Below are 13,688 nucleotides of genomic sequence, written 5' to 3'. Positions count from 1 at the left end.
CTTGTTGGGCCCGAAGTTTCACTTTGGGGGGATGGGGACTCCCCCCTGAAAGAGGTGAATCCTCTGCACGGCCCAACCGGGCCGCAGACATACGTACGTACTGCTATGAAGTTTGGTGCTAGCTCGCCAGGCGGCGGCCGGCGTCCTCGAGTCGGTCCGCGATCGAGCCGTTGATGATCTCGTCGCCGACCTGGACCCTGATCCCGCCGAGGACCTCGGGGTCCACGTCCAGGTTGAGGTGCATGGCACGGCCGTAGAGCTTCGCGAGGGCGGCGCCGAGGCGTCGCTTCTGCGGGTCGCTCAGCGGAACCGCCGAGGTGACGGTGGCGACCATGCGGTCCCGGCGCTCGGCGGCGAGCTTGGACAGGGAGTCGAGTCCCGCTTCCAGGCTACGTCCACGCGGCGCGGCCACGAGGCGCGTCACCAGACGCTCGGTGGTGGCCTTGGCACGGCCGCCGAGCAGGCTGCGCAGCAGCTCGCTCTTGGCCGAGGCGCCCGCGGCACGGTCGGTCAGCGCGGCCCGCAGCTCGGTGTTCGAGGCGACGATCCGGCCGAACCGGAACAGCTCGTCCTCGACGTCGTCGAGCGTGCCCGCCTGCTGCGCGGCCGTGAGGTCGGCGACGTCGGCGAGCTGCTCCAGCGCGTCCACCAGGTCGCGGGGCTGCGACCAGCGGGAACGCACCAGTCCTGACACCAGGTCGGCGGTGGTCGCACCGACCTGGCCGCCGAGGATACGGCCGACCAGCTCGGCCTTGGCCTCGCCGGACTGCGCCGGGTCGGTGAGGACCCGACGCAGGGACACCTCGCGGTGGAGCAGAGCGGTGACGGCGGCCAGCTCGTCGGCGAGCCGCGCCGCGTCGACGGACGTGGAGTCCGTCAGCGCGTCGAGACGCTCACGTGCGGCTGCCAGGGCCTCGCGGCTCGCTCCGTTCATCGCGCGGCCTCGGCCTTCTCCTCGAGATCATCGAGGAATCGGTCGATGACGCGGCTCTGCCGGGCGTGGTCCTCCAGGGACTCGCCGACGAGCTTGCCGGCCAGGTCGGTGGCGAGCTTGCCCACGTCCTGACGCAGCGCCGAAGAGGCGGCCTTGCGGTCGGCCTCCAGCTGCGAGTGACCGGCGGCGATGATCTCCTCGCGCTGCCGCTGGCCCTCGGCCCGCATCTCGGCGATGAGCGTGGCGCCCTGCTCCTGCGCCTCCTGGCGCAGACGCGCGGCCTCGTGCCGGGCTTCGGCGAGCTGAGCCTTGTACTGCTCGAGCACGCTCTGGGCCTCGACCTTCATGGCCTCGGCCTCTTCGATACCGCCTTCGATCGCCGCGCGACGCTCTTCCAGAACCTTGTTGATGTTCGGGAGGAGCTTCTTCCAGAAGAAGAAGAACACGATGGCGAAGGCGATGGCGCCCACGAGCAGCTCGGGGCCGGGCGGGATGAGCGGGTTCTGCTCTTCCTCGGCCGCCAGCTGTACCAGGTTGGCGATCACATCAGTGCCTTTCGTTGAAAGGTTTGCTCGTCAGGGCTCGTCAGTTGTAGACGAACGGCATGACGATGCCGATGAGGGCGAGCGCCTCACAGAAGGCGAAGCCGAGGATCTGGTTGGCACGGATCAGACCGGCAGCCTCGGGCTGACGGGCCAGGGCCTGGGTGCCGTTGCCGAAGATGATGCCGACGCCGACGCCGGGGCCGATGGCGGCGAGGCCGTAGCCGACGGAACCGATGTTGCCTTCAAGGGCGGCGAGGGTCTCCATGGCAGCCATGCTGATTCTTCCTTCTCTTTCATGGACCGGCGGGGGTTGGCCACCGGACGTTCTGGGGGCTGGTGGCGCGCGGGGCTCAGTGGTGCTCGGCGAGCGCGCCCTGGATGTACGAGCAGGCGAGGAGCACGAAGACGTACGCCTGGACGGCCTGCACGAAGAGCTCGAAGAGGATCATGACGATGGTCATGACGAAGGAGACACCGGCCGCCGGGATCATCCAGCTGTTCAGCAGGTACCAGGAGGCAACGGTGAACATGACGAGCATCAGGTGGCCGGCGAACATGTTGGCGAACAGTCGCACCGCGTGGGTGAACGGGCGGACCAACAGGTTCGAGAAGAACTCGATGACCATCACGAGGGGCAGCACCGGGCCGAGCGACTTGTCGTAGCCGGTGACGTTCTTGAAGAAGCCGACGAAGCCGTGCCTCTTGAAGGTCAGCGAGACCCAGACCACGTACACGATGGCCGCCAGGACCATCGGATACGCGATGATCGACGACACCGGGAACTGGGCCAGCGGAATCACGGACCAGATGTTCATGACCCAGATGAAGAAGAACAGCGAGACCATGAGCGGGACGTACTTCTCGCCCTCGCGCCGGCCCAGCGTCTCGTAGACGATGCCGCGGCGTACGAAGTCGTAGCCCGCCTCACCGATCATCTGCAGCTTGCCCGGCACCACCTTCGCCTTGCCGAAGGCGAGCGTGAAGAAGGTGATCACCAGGAGAGTGGTGATGAGCGCGAGCAGCATCACCTTGTTGAACTCGAACCCCCCGACCGTGGCGATCGGCTTGAAGAGGAACGAGTGCAGGCCCGGAGCCGGGAAGCCACAGCCGTTGTCGGACATGATCCGACAGCTCCAGTCAAAGGCGAGCTGGGTCTGGTCAGCACTCACCACGGGCTCCTTCGGCGTGACGCATGGGTACGGCAACCTCGTTGTGTCGGCGCGGCGCGCAGCCGCGGGTCGGCACTGGACTGGTGTTACGGATGTGGGGGCGGCTGGGGGGCATCAAGCCTCGCGATTGAGCAGGCGTCAGCTCAGATGCCCGCGCCCGCGATGCCGCAGTTGGCACCGGACGATAGCAGGAGTTCGTACACGCCCTTATCCCGGCCCTACTCCTCACGACGAGTGCCCCGATTTTTCGGGCTTGTTGCCCGTGGACGCATCGGGTTCGACATAGAGGATCTTGGCCTTCATATGTGCGCGCGTCTGTGCCGCGATCCACACGAGCGTGGTGGCGACGAGCGTGAACGCGAAAGCCTTGGGATGGAACAGCGTGGTGTTCTTGAACGCGGACAAGAAGATGAACAACAGCAGAATCTGTGCCGCGTAGAGCATCAAGCCCATCATCTGGAACAGATGAGGAAGCGATTTGGCGGTGCGCTGCAGAACGTAGAACCCGATCCCCATGAAGACGATCGTGATCACTGCCGCGACGACGGCACCGAGAGCCCCCTTGCCTCCGACGACCACAGCGCTGATGACAGCGGCGATCGCGCCGGCGGCGGCCGTGGGTACGGCAGCCTGAAGGAGGGTCCGGACGTCATTGGACGGCATGGCGGCAACTCCGCTTACTGAGGGGGCAGGGTGTCGTCATGGACGAGCGTAGACCCCGGGGGCGAGCGGAAATCTCGCGCCGTCGGACCGTCTTATTGCGGTCCTTCGACTCTGTCCCGGGTTCTCGTGAACCGTATCACAAACTATTTGATGAGGTCTTTACCTGAATGCTGTGCCAGGTGTCACACATGAGAGTGAACCCGCCCGTCTGTGCAAAATCCAGGCCGACTTGTCTGGTATAAGGCCGTTTTGCACCGTCAGGTTCTTGCATGGCGTCGGCAAAGCGTTAGTCAGATTCTTACCTTGCCGTCAGCACGACGCCCGGCCCCGGCGCCCGCACGACGGACGGCCGGGGGCCGTGTGCGACGTACGCACACGGCCCCCGGCCGCTTCCCGAAGATCCTCGGCGCACCGCGACGGCGCGCGCCACAGCGGGCCGCGCCTCAGTGGCGCGCACCCGCCGGGCTGCGTTCCGCTTCGTGGTCGTGGTCGTGGGCGCGCCCGCCGATCGCCGTCGCGCCGTTGAGGGACGGGGTCCAGTCCGCGACCGGCTCCGAGGTCGCCGGCACGACCGCGCGGCGGCGGTAGCGCGGCGGGACGAAGCGCTGCGCCCAGCGCGGGGCACGCGGGGTGAAGCGCGGCAGCAGCAGGAGGAAGAGACCGACCCCGCTGAGCATGGCGATGGCGAGGACGATCCACATGGACGCCGCGTTCACGGTGTAGGCGAGGGTGCCGAAGGCGATCACCGCCGACCAGAAGTACATGATCAGCACGGCCCGGCTGTGCGAGTGCCCGACCTCCAGCAACCGGTGGTGCAGATGTCCCCGGTCCGCGGCGAACGGCGACTGGCCACGCCAGGTGCGGCGCACGATCGCGAGGATCAGGTCGGCGGCCGGGATCGCGATGATGGTCAGCGGCATCAGCAGCGGGATGTAGACGGGGACCATCGAGTAGACCGTGCTGCGCTCCGAGCCGTACAGGTTCATCAGGTCCGGGTCCACCTGCCCGGTGACCGAGATCGCGCCGGCCGCCAGCACCAGGCCGATCATCATCGAGCCGGAGTCGCCCATGAAGATCCGGGCGGGATGCATGTTGTGCGGCAGGAAGCCCAGGCACATGCCCATCAGGACCGCCGCGAAGAGGGTGGCGGGGGCCGCGGCCTCGATGCCGTAGCTGTACCAGAGGCGGTAGGCGTACATGAAGAACGCGGCGGAGGCGATGCACACCATGCCTGCCGCGAGACCGTCGAGGCCGTCGACGAAGTTGACCGCGTTGATGGTGATGACGACCAGGGCGACCGTGAGCAGCGTGCCCTGCCACTGGGTCAGCGCGACGATGCCGACACCGGGGACGGGCAGCCAGAGGATCGTCAGACCCTGCATGACCATCACGCCGGCGGCGATCATCTGGCCACCTAGCTTGATCAGGGCGTCGATCTCGAACTTGTCGTCCAGGACGCCGATGAGCCAGATCAGCGCGGCCCCGGAGAGCAGTGCGCGCGGTTCGTCGGACTTGGCGAAGACCTCGCTGAGGTTGGTCAGATGGTCGGCGACCAGCAGACCGGCGCAGAGCCCGAAGAACATCGCGATGCCGCCGAGGCGCGGTGTCGGTTCTCGGTGGACATCACGCGCACGGATCTCCGGCATGGCTCCGGCCACGATCGCGAACTTCCGTACCGGTCCTGTCAACAGGTACGTCACCGCGGCCGTGATGCAGAGCGTCAGGAGGTATTCACGCACGGGCTTCCCCACAGGTCTCGCTGGCCATCACAGCCCCACACCCTAGCGAGGCGCGCATAAGGGTGAGGACATCCGGGTAGCGACGATGGTTGCACGTGATGCTGTGCCTGGTGGTGCGTCTACCCCACCTCAGCGCGGATACGGCGGAAATCTTCCGGCCAGCTCCCGCACTTCCTCACGTGTCCGCCTGCCGTCCCCGCCGTCGCGCAGGGCCCCCGCGAACAGCACGGCGAGCCGGGCCATCTCCGTCTCGCCCATGCCCTGGGTGGTCAGCGCGGCCGTACCGAGCCGCAGGCCACGGGCGTCGCCGTGGGGCAGGGCGCAGCAGTCGAGGACCATCCCGGCGGCCGCGAGCCGTCCTCGGGCAGTGCGCCCCTCGACGCCGAGTGGCGCGGGATCGACGGTGAGCAGGTGGGTGTCGGTGCCGCCGGTGACGACCACGAGCCCCTCCTCGGCCAGCCCCCGGGCCAGTACGCGGGCGTTCGCGACCACCTGATGGGCGTACGCGGTGAACGCGGGTGTCGCCGCCTCGCCGAACGCGACGGCCTTCGCGGCGATGGTGTGCATCTGCGCGCCGCCCTGCGTGAACGGGAACACCGCCCGGTCCACGCGTTCGGCCAGCTCGTCCCCGCACAGCAGCATTCCGCCGCGCGGCCCGCGCAGCACCTTGTGCGTGGTGGCGCACACGATGTCGGCGTACGGCACCGGGTTGGGCGCCGCTCCCCCGGCGACCAGCCCGATCGGGTGGGCCGCGTCGGCGATGAGATAGGCGCCCACCTCGTCGGCGACCTCGCGGAAGAAGGCGTAGTCGATGTGCCGGGGGTAGGAGATCGACCCGCAGACGATGGCCTTGGGGCGGTGCGTGCGGGCCAGGGTCCGCACCTGTTCGCGGTCGATGAGGCCGGATTCCGCCTCGACCCCGTATCCGACGAAGTCGAACCAGCGGCCGGAGAAGTTCGCGGGCGACCCGTGGGTGAGGTGGCCGCCGAAGTGCAGGCCCATCGCGAGCACGGTGTCACCGGGGCGCAGCAGGGCGGCGTACGCGGCGAGCACGGCCGAGGAGCCGGAGTGGGACTGGACGTTGGCGTGCTCGGCCCCGAACAGCGACCTCGCCCGCTCCACGGCCAGCCGCTCGGCTACGTCCACCATCTCGCAGCCGCCGTGGTGCCGGGCCCCCGGATAGCCCTCCGCGTACTTGTTGGCGAGCGGCGAGCCCAGGGCGGCCAGCACGGCGGGCGAGGTGAAGTTCTCCGCGGCGACGAGCTGCAGCGTCGTCGCCTGCCGATCCTGCTCACCGAGCAGGATGTCGGCCAGCTCGGGGTCCTGCCGTCGCAGGACATCGGCCTCTAGGACAGGGGTGACCGACATGATGGGCTCCGGGGCGTCGACGGTGACGTACGACCAATGTAGGCCCGCCGTGCTCCGGGCGCCCGGTGTCGCCGGTGCTGTTACGCCCGGACGGGCACCCCGGCGGGCCTCCCGGCTTCGAGACGCTGCGCCGGACTCCGTCCGCCGACCCACCCCGTGCCCGGGATCAAGCCCGCGCGGGCACCCCGGTGAGAGCGGTGACCACCGGATCGAGGGCCTGGTTTATCTCGTCGCCCACCGAGCGGAAGAACGGCAGGGGTGCCCCGTAGGGGTCGTAGACCTCGTCGGCCTCGGCGGTGGGGGCGAGGAGCCACCCGCGTAGAGCGGCGGCGGCGCGGACCAGGGCGCGTGCGCGGACGACCATGCCCTCCTCCAGGGAGGGCAGGGTGGTGGGGTCGATGGCGCGGACCAGGCGGGTGAACTCCTTCAGGGTGAAGGTGCGCAGCCCGGCGGAGTGCCCCATGGAGATGACCTGGGCCCGGTGGTCCCGGGTGGCCGTCAGCACGAGGTCGGCGCGGATGACGTGCTCGTCGAGCAGCTCACGCCCCGTGAAGCCGGAGGCGTCCGCGCCGAAGTCGGCGAGGACCGCCTCCGCGTTCGCCTCCATGGGCGCCCCCTCGTGCCCCCAGGTCCCGGCGCTCTCGACGACGAGACCGCCCCACAGCGGGTCCCCGAGCCGGTCGGCCAGGGCGTGCCGGGTCAGCCGCTCGGTGATCGGCGAGCGGCACACGTTGCCTGTGCTGACGTGGAGGATGCGGAAGGTGTCCCGCGGCAGCCCCGTGAAGGTCCGCGTCTCTTCCCCGTCCCATATGCCACGCCCCGCGTCAGGGGCCGTCAATTCGCCACCTCGAGGTCGGGTACGACCTTGCGCAGCTCCTCCGCCGACAGGGCGCCCGCACGCAGCAGGACCGGCACCTTGCCCGTGACGTCGACGATGGAGGACGGCTCGTTGCCGGGGGTCGGGCCGCCGTCGAGGTACACGGAGACGGAGTCGCCCAGCATCGCCTCGGCGGCGTCGCAGTTCTCCGGCGCCGGGTGCCCGGTCAGGTTGGCCGAGGAGACCGCCATCGGGCCGACCTCGGTCAGCAGTTCGATGGCGACCGGGTGCAGCGGCATGCGCACGGCGACGGTGCCGCGGGTGTCGCCGAGGTCCCACTGCAGCGACGGCTGGTGCTTGGCGACGAGGGTCAGCGCGCCCGGCCAGAAGGCGTCGACGAGTTCCCAGGCCATCTCGGAGAAGTCCGTGACGAGGCCGTGCAGCGTGTTCGGGGAGCCGATGAGCACGGGCGTGGGCATGCTGCGGCCCCGGCCCTTGGCCTCCAGGAGGTCGGCGACGGCCTCGGAGGTGAAGGCGTCCGCGCCGATGCCGTACACGGTGTCCGTCGGCAGCACGACGAGCTCGCCCCGGCGGATGGCGGACGCGGCCTCGCGCAGACCGGTGGCGCGGTCGGTCGCGTCGTTGGTGTCGTATCGCCGTGCCATCTAGCGGGCCTCCTCGTACACGTACTGCTGCTGGGGGGTTGTCGTGGGGCGCGTGCCCGTGCTCGTGCTCGTGCTCGTGCTCATCAGGGCAGCGCCTTGCGGGCGGTCGCGAACCGCGGCCGGTTGTTGAGGTCCGGGTGGTCGGCCGCGTCGGCCCAGCCCCGCTCCTCGGTGAAGATCCAGGGCACCTGGCCGCCCTGGGTGTCGGCGTGCTCGATGACGACGACACCTCCGGGACGCAGGAGCCGGTGTGCGGTGCGCTCGATGCCCCGGATGAGGTCCAGGCCGTCCTCCCCCGAGAACAGGGCGAGTTCGGGATCGTAGTCGCGGGCCTCGGGCGCCACGTACTCCCACTCCGTGAGCGGGATGTACGGCGGGTTGGAGACGACCAGGTCGACCTGGCCGTCGAGGTCGCGGAAGGCGTCCAGGGCGTTGCCCTGGCGCAGGTCGACGCGGGAGCCCGCCATGTTCTTGCGGGTCCACGTCAGGGCGTCCTCGGACAGCTCCACGGCGTGCACCCGCGAGCGCGGCACCTCCTGGGCGAGGGCGAGCGCGATGGCGCCGGACCCGGTGCACAGATCGACGATGAGCGGCTCGACGACGTCCATCGCGCGCACGGCGTCTATGGCCCAGCCGACCACCGACTCGGTCTCCGGCCGGGGCACGAACACCCCCGGCCCGACCTGAAGTTCGAGGTAGCGGAAGTACGCCCGTCCGGTGATGTGCTGGAGCGGTTCACGCTGCTCGCGCCGGGCGATGACCTCCCAGTAGCGGGCGTCGAAGTCGGAGTTCTTGACGGTGTGCAGCTCGCCCCGCTTGACACCGTGCACGAACGCGGCGAGCTCCTCCGCGTCGTTGCGCGGCGAGGGCACGCCGGCGTCGGCCAGGCGCTGGGTGGCCTGGGCCACTTCCGCGAGCAGCAGGTTCACGCAAGTCCTCCGTCGTACTTCTTCGTGCTCGTACGTGCCTTACGCGGCTGCCAGCTTCGCGGCCGAGTCCGCGTCGACGCAGGCCTGGATCACCGCGTCGAGTTCGCCGTCCAGGACCTGGTCCAGGTTGTACGACTTGAATCCGACGCGGTGGTCCGAGATGCGGTTCTCCGGGAAGTTGTACGTGCGGATCTTCTCGGAGCGGTCGACGGTGCGGACCTGGCTGCGGCGGGCGTCGGCGGCCTCCCGCTCCGCCTCCTCCTGTGCCGCCGCGAGCAGCCTGGAGCGCAGGATACGCATCGCCTGCTCCTTGTTCTGCAGCTGGCTCTTCTCGTTCTGGCAGGAGGCGACGACTCCGGTCGGAATGTGCGTGATGCGCACGGCGGAGTCGGTGGTGTTGACGGACTGCCCGCCGGGCCCGGAGGAGCGGTAGACGTCGATCCGCAGGTCGTTGGCGTTGATCTCGACGTCGACCTCCTCGGCCTCGGGGGTGACGAGCACACCGGCCGCGGAGGTGTGGATCCGGCCCTGGGACTCGGTCGCGGGCACCCGCTGGACGCGGTGCACCCCGCCCTCGTACTTCAGCCGGGCCCAGACGCCCTGGCCGGGCTCGGTGGCGCCCTGGCCGCCCTTGGTCTTCACGGCGACCTGGACGTCCTTGTAGCCGCCCAGTTCGGACTCGGTGGCGTCGATGATCTCGGTCTTCCAGCCGACGCGCTCGGCGTACCGGAGGTACATGCGCAGGAGGTCACCGGCGAAGAGGGCGGACTCGTCGCCGCCCGCGCCGGCCTTGATCTCCAGGATGACGTCCTTGTCGTCGCTGGGGTCGCGGGGGACGAGGAGCAGCCGCAGCTTCTCCGTCAGCTCCTCGCGCTGCTTCTCCAGCTCCTTGACCTCGGCGGCGAAGTCCGGGTCGTCCGCGGCGAATTCGCGGGCCGTGTCGATGTCGTCGCCGGTCTGCTTCCAGGTGCGGTACGTGCCGACGATCGGGGTCAGCTCCGCGTAGCGCTTGTTCAGCTTGCGCGCGTTGGCCTGGTCGGCGTGGACCGACGGGTCGGCGAGCTTCTTCTCCAGATCGGCGTGTTCCCCGACCAGTTCCTCGACCGCCTCGAACATCTCTCCGGCTCCCTGTACGAACGTTGTGAGTGGGCCGCTCCCGTGGGCGTCGCCCGTGGGCCGTGCCTGTGCGCTGCACCGCAAAGCGCCGGTCCCGATGCCCCCGTGAGGGGCACCGCGGACCGGCGCTGGGGGCTCGCTACTTCGAGGCAGCGGCGGCCTTGCCGAAGCGGGCCTCGAAGCGGGCCACGCGGCCACCGGTGTCGAGGATCTTCTGCTTGCCCGTGTAGAACGGGTGGCACTCGGAGCAGACCTCGGCGCGGATGGTGCCGCTCTCGATCGTGCTACGGGTGGTGAACGACGCGCCACAGGTGCAGCTGACCTGCGTCTCGACGTACTCGGGGTGGATGTCGCGCTTCAAGGTGTCTCCTAGGTTCGGGAGGGCGCCGGGTCGCCGCCGCGGGATGCGAGGGCGTGAACCGGAGCCGACGTACCAGTCTGCCAGCACTGGTGCCATCTCCCCAAACCAGGGGGTGGGCTCAGGTATTCCCACCGGGTTTCCCGCACCGCCGTCCCCGGCACGCGCCACGGGGTGCGCCGACGGCCGTCATGGCGGCTGCGGGACCGTCGTGGCCGGGCGCGTGGTTCCGCGGGCCCCCTGACTAGCCTCGGCCGGCGGTGACGACGCCCTCGGCGGTACCTGTCGCCGTTCCCTTGACGGCCGACTTCGGGATGGCCCTGTCGGCCTTCAGGGCCGCCCAGACCTGCTTCGACTTCGGCTCGTCCACCAGGACGCGGTTGGGGTCGGCGGGGTCGTACTGGACCGGCATCGTGACCATGGTCATGTTCTTGGATCCGATGCCCTTGAGACCACTCGCGAAGGACGCGAGGTCCTTGACCGTGTTCAGGTCGGAGTCCGTGGTGATGGCGTCGGTCGCGGAGACCGCGAGCTCGTAGGCCTTCTTCGGGTCGCTGAGGATGCCGACGTCCTTGACCTGCTCGATGAGGGCCTTGATGAACGCCTGCTGGAGCTGGATGCGCCCGAGGTCGGACCCGTCGCCGACCCCGTGCCGGGTACGGACGAGGCCCAGCGCCTGCTTGCCGGTGAGCGTGTGCTCCCCCGCCTTCAGGTTCAGATGGCTGTCCGGGTCCTTGATGTCCTTGGTCGTCGTGATGTCGACCCCGTCGAGGACGTTGATCAGCTTCTCGAAGCCCGCGAAGTCGACCTCGACGTAGTGGTCCATGCGGATACCGGTCATGGACTCGACGGTCTTCACCGCACAGGCCGCGCCTCCCGTGGAGTACGCGGAGTTGAACATGGCGTACGAGGCGGCCGGGTGCGTCTTGCCGTCCGCGTCGGTGCACTCCGGCCGCTCGACGAGGGTGTCCCGGGGTATGGAGACCACGCTGGCCCGCTTGTGGCCCTCGTAGACGTGCACGACCATCGCCGTGTCGGAGCGGGCACTGCCGTCGTCGACACCGCCGCCGAGCTTCTTGTTGCTGCCCGAGCGGGTGTCGGAGCCGAGGACGAGGATGTCCTGCGAGCCGTTGTCGACGTCGAGGGGTCGGTCGGTGCCGAGGGCCTGGTTGATGTCGACGCTCTTGATGTTGCCGTTGAGCTTGAAGTACAGGTATCCGATGCCCGTGCCGCCCAGCACGAGCACGCCCGCCGCGGTCCAGACGACGGCGACCGCCGCCCTGCTGTGCCCGCCGCGTGTGGTGCGGCGGCGGCGCCCGGTCGCGCGATGGCGCGGGCCGCTGGTGCCGGGACTGCCCAGGTTGCCGGTTGCCGGCGTGTTCTCGGCGGACATCTGCTCCTCGGTTCTCTTTCCGGTCGGATACCCCCTGCGCTCAGGCCCAGGCCTGCCGGGACGGATGTGGCCATACCGCTCCATGGTCACTCCGTTCGGTCAGACGGAGTAATCCGGGAAAGGGTTGCACGACGAACGGTGCCCATCGCGTGGAACGCGATGGGCACCGTGGGTGACCGGTGCGCCCGAGGAGCCGGGCTCACCTGGTGTTTCAGCCGAGCAGGTCGTACTGGGCGTAGCTGGTTCCGACCGAGCCCCGTGTGCCGAAGATCTCGCTCGTGGCCTTGCCGGTGCCCTTGTAGAGGTACAGCGTGCCGGCCGGCGTACGGGCCAGGAGGTCCGCCCTGCCGTCGCCGCTCACGTCACCGGGGGTGAGGAGCGTGTTGTAGGCGCTCCAGTCCGAGCGGACCTTGATCCGGGTGGCGAAGGCGCCCGTACCGGACTTGCCGGTGCCCTTGTAGAGGTAGACGTTCGAGCCGGTCTTGGTGCGCGCGATCAGGTCGGCCTTGCCGTCGCCGTTGAAGTCGCCGTGACCGACGACCGCGTTGTACTGGCTCCAGCCGGTGCCGACCTTGACGCGGGTACCGAAGGAACCGGTGCCCTTGCCCGGGTAGATCCACAGGGCGCCCGCCGAGTCGACCGAGAGCAGGTCGGGCAGGGCGTCACCGGTGACGTCACCGGGGGTGACGATCCGGGTGCGGGTCTTCCAGTCGTCGAAGATCTGCGTCGTCGTCCAGGTCTTGGACGAGGGCACGTACCGCCGCCAGAAGACGTCACCGTCGGAGGAGCGGCGCAGCACGAAGTCCTGGTAGCCGTCCCGGTTCAGGTCGGTCTGCTGGACGAGGTTGTAGCCGGTCCAGCTGCCGTTGGAGCTCAGCGACTGGCGGTCGCCGAGCTTGGAGCCCGTGGAGGCGCGGACGTAGCCCGTGCCGGTCTCCTTGTTGCGCAGGAAGACGTCGGCCTTGCCGTCACGGGTGATGGCGGCGTCGTCGACGCGCGGGTAGGCCGCGCCGGTGTACTTGCTGACCTTGGCGAAGACCGGGTAGGCGCCCTTGTAGACGCAGTCCGTGACGCCCCAGGAGACGACGCCGACCACCTTGTTGTTGACGACGAGCGGGCCGCCGGAGTCACCGTTGCAGGTGGCCGTGGTCGTGGCGTCGGTGCCGCCGGCGGGCTTGCCCGCGCAGACCATGTGCCCCTTGATGAAGTAGTCGCCCCACGTGTTCCCGCAGGTCGTGTCGCTGACGATCGGCAGCGTGGCCGTCTTCAGCGTCTGCGAGATGTCCTCGGTCTTGGAGCTGGTGCGGCCCCAGCCGTAGGCCTTGGCCGAGGTGCCGGCCTTGTACGAGGCGGTGTCGTCCGACGACGTCATCTTGATCGGCGTGGCACTGACCGGCGCCGACAGCGTCAGGACGGCGACGTCGTTGTCGATCTCGTCCTCGTTCCACGAGGAGTGGTTCCACTGGCGCGACAGCGTGCTGCGGGTGCCGCCGTGGTAGTCGACGTGGTCGAGGGTGCCGTCGTCGTTGTAGACGGCCGTGGGCAGCTGGTCGGTGCCGGTGATGATCTCGCCGTACTCGACCCAGTTGTAGTAGTCCTTGTCGACGCAGTGCGCGGCGGTGAGGATCTTCGTCGGCGAGACGACCGAGCCGCCGCAGAAGAAGCCGAGGTCCTGGGTCGGGTCGTAGTACCAGAGCTGCGCCATCCACGGCGCCGAGCCGATCGTGGTCGTCGAGCCGCCGATGATCTGGGCGGACTGCTGCAGGCCACTGTCGGAGCTCGTGCTCGACGACGGCTCCCGCTCCGGCAGGTTCGCGTTCGCGGTGTCGTCCGCGGCCATGGCCTTGGCGATCCGCACGTCCAACGCGTCGGGCGTCGTGCCGGTGTCGGCGGAGACCCCGCTCGCCGACGTCAGCAGCAACGCCCCCGCTATCGCGGCGGCAATGGCTCCGGACAAGGGTCTAGCCACTCGATTCCCCCCTGGGAGTGCAA

14 protein-coding genes are annotated in these 13,688 nt (G+C 69.2%); all 14 read right to left on the bottom strand.

The genetic code is table 11. The features are described from left to right. Positions 1 to 118: 118 nt before the first annotated feature. The 14 genes from H4687_RS31895 to H4687_RS31830 all read right to left on the bottom strand — a co-directional run bounded on the left by H4687_RS31895 (position 119) and on the right by H4687_RS31830 (position 13,617). Positions 119 to 934: a F0F1 ATP synthase subunit delta gene (locus H4687_RS31895; protein ID WP_046917278.1), complete on the bottom strand. Its 816-nt coding sequence runs from the start codon at positions 932 to 934 to the stop codon at positions 119 to 121. Next, positions 931 to 1,479, bottom strand: coding sequence for a F0F1 ATP synthase subunit B (locus tag H4687_RS31890; RefSeq protein ID WP_046917279.1), 549 nt, complete (start codon positions 1,477 to 1,479; stop codon positions 931 to 933). Before H4687_RS31890 ends, H4687_RS31895 begins: the two co-directional genes overlap by 4 nt. 40 nt (positions 1,480 to 1,519) lie before the next feature. Further along, positions 1,520 to 1,753, bottom strand: a complete 234-nt coding sequence (gene atpE / locus H4687_RS31885; protein WP_013000660.1) for an ATP synthase F0 subunit C — start codon at positions 1,751 to 1,753, stop codon at positions 1,520 to 1,522. Between the two features lie 76 nt (positions 1,754 to 1,829). Then, a complete protein-coding gene (atpB, locus tag H4687_RS31880; RefSeq protein ID WP_013000661.1) occupies positions 1,830 to 2,600 on the bottom strand; it encodes a F0F1 ATP synthase subunit A in 771 nt (256 codons plus the stop codon). 273 nt (positions 2,601 to 2,873) lie between these two features. Next, positions 2,874 to 3,311, bottom strand: coding sequence for a hypothetical protein (locus tag H4687_RS31875; RefSeq protein ID WP_005480260.1), 438 nt, complete (start codon positions 3,309 to 3,311; stop codon positions 2,874 to 2,876). A 443-nt stretch (positions 3,312 to 3,754) separates the two neighbouring features. After that, the gene (locus H4687_RS31870) at positions 3,755 to 5,050 is read right to left on the bottom strand and encodes an MraY family glycosyltransferase (protein ID WP_046917280.1); all 1,296 of its coding nucleotides are present in this window, start codon (positions 5,048 to 5,050) and stop codon (positions 3,755 to 3,757) included. 129 nt (positions 5,051 to 5,179) lie between these two features. Then, entirely contained in the window at positions 5,180 to 6,418 is a 1,239-nt protein-coding gene (locus tag H4687_RS31865) for a serine hydroxymethyltransferase (protein ID WP_046917281.1), read from the bottom strand. Between the two features lie 166 nt (positions 6,419 to 6,584). Beyond that, positions 6,585 to 7,256 carry an arsenate reductase/protein-tyrosine-phosphatase family protein gene (locus H4687_RS31860; RefSeq protein ID WP_046917282.1) on the bottom strand — a complete coding sequence of 224 codons (672 nt, stop codon included), beginning with the start codon at positions 7,254 to 7,256 and terminating at the stop codon, positions 6,585 to 6,587. Further along, complete coding sequence (locus H4687_RS31855; RefSeq protein WP_046917283.1) at positions 7,253 to 7,900, bottom strand: L-threonylcarbamoyladenylate synthase; 648 nt, start codon at positions 7,898 to 7,900, stop codon at positions 7,253 to 7,255. Before H4687_RS31855 ends, H4687_RS31860 begins: the two co-directional genes overlap by 4 nt. A gap of 83 nt (positions 7,901 to 7,983) precedes the next feature. Beyond that, entirely contained in the window at positions 7,984 to 8,829 is an 846-nt protein-coding gene (gene prmC, locus H4687_RS31850) for a peptide chain release factor N(5)-glutamine methyltransferase (protein WP_046917284.1), read from the bottom strand. 39 nt (positions 8,830 to 8,868) lie between these two features. Next, positions 8,869 to 9,945 carry a peptide chain release factor 1 gene (prfA, locus tag H4687_RS31845; protein WP_046917285.1) on the bottom strand — a complete coding sequence of 359 codons (1,077 nt, stop codon included), beginning with the start codon at positions 9,943 to 9,945 and terminating at the stop codon, positions 8,869 to 8,871. A 139-nt stretch (positions 9,946 to 10,084) separates the two neighbouring features. Further along, entirely contained in the window at positions 10,085 to 10,306 is a 222-nt protein-coding gene (rpmE, locus tag H4687_RS31840) for a 50S ribosomal protein L31 (RefSeq protein WP_046917286.1), read from the bottom strand. A gap of 241 nt (positions 10,307 to 10,547) precedes the next feature. After that, positions 10,548 to 11,696: an LCP family protein gene (locus H4687_RS31835; RefSeq protein ID WP_046917287.1), complete on the bottom strand. Its 1,149-nt coding sequence runs from the start codon at positions 11,694 to 11,696 to the stop codon at positions 10,548 to 10,550. A gap of 211 nt (positions 11,697 to 11,907) precedes the next feature. Next, complete coding sequence (locus H4687_RS31830) at positions 11,908 to 13,617, bottom strand: trypsin-like serine protease (protein WP_046917288.1); 1,710 nt, start codon at positions 13,615 to 13,617, stop codon at positions 11,908 to 11,910. Positions 13,618 to 13,688 lie beyond the last annotated feature (71 nt).

Source organism: Streptomyces stelliscabiei, from assembly GCF_014873495.1.
Classification (GTDB): Bacteria; Actinomycetota; Actinomycetes; order Streptomycetales; family Streptomycetaceae; genus Streptomyces; species Streptomyces bottropensis.
This window is presented reverse-complemented; position numbering and strand designations above follow the sequence as displayed.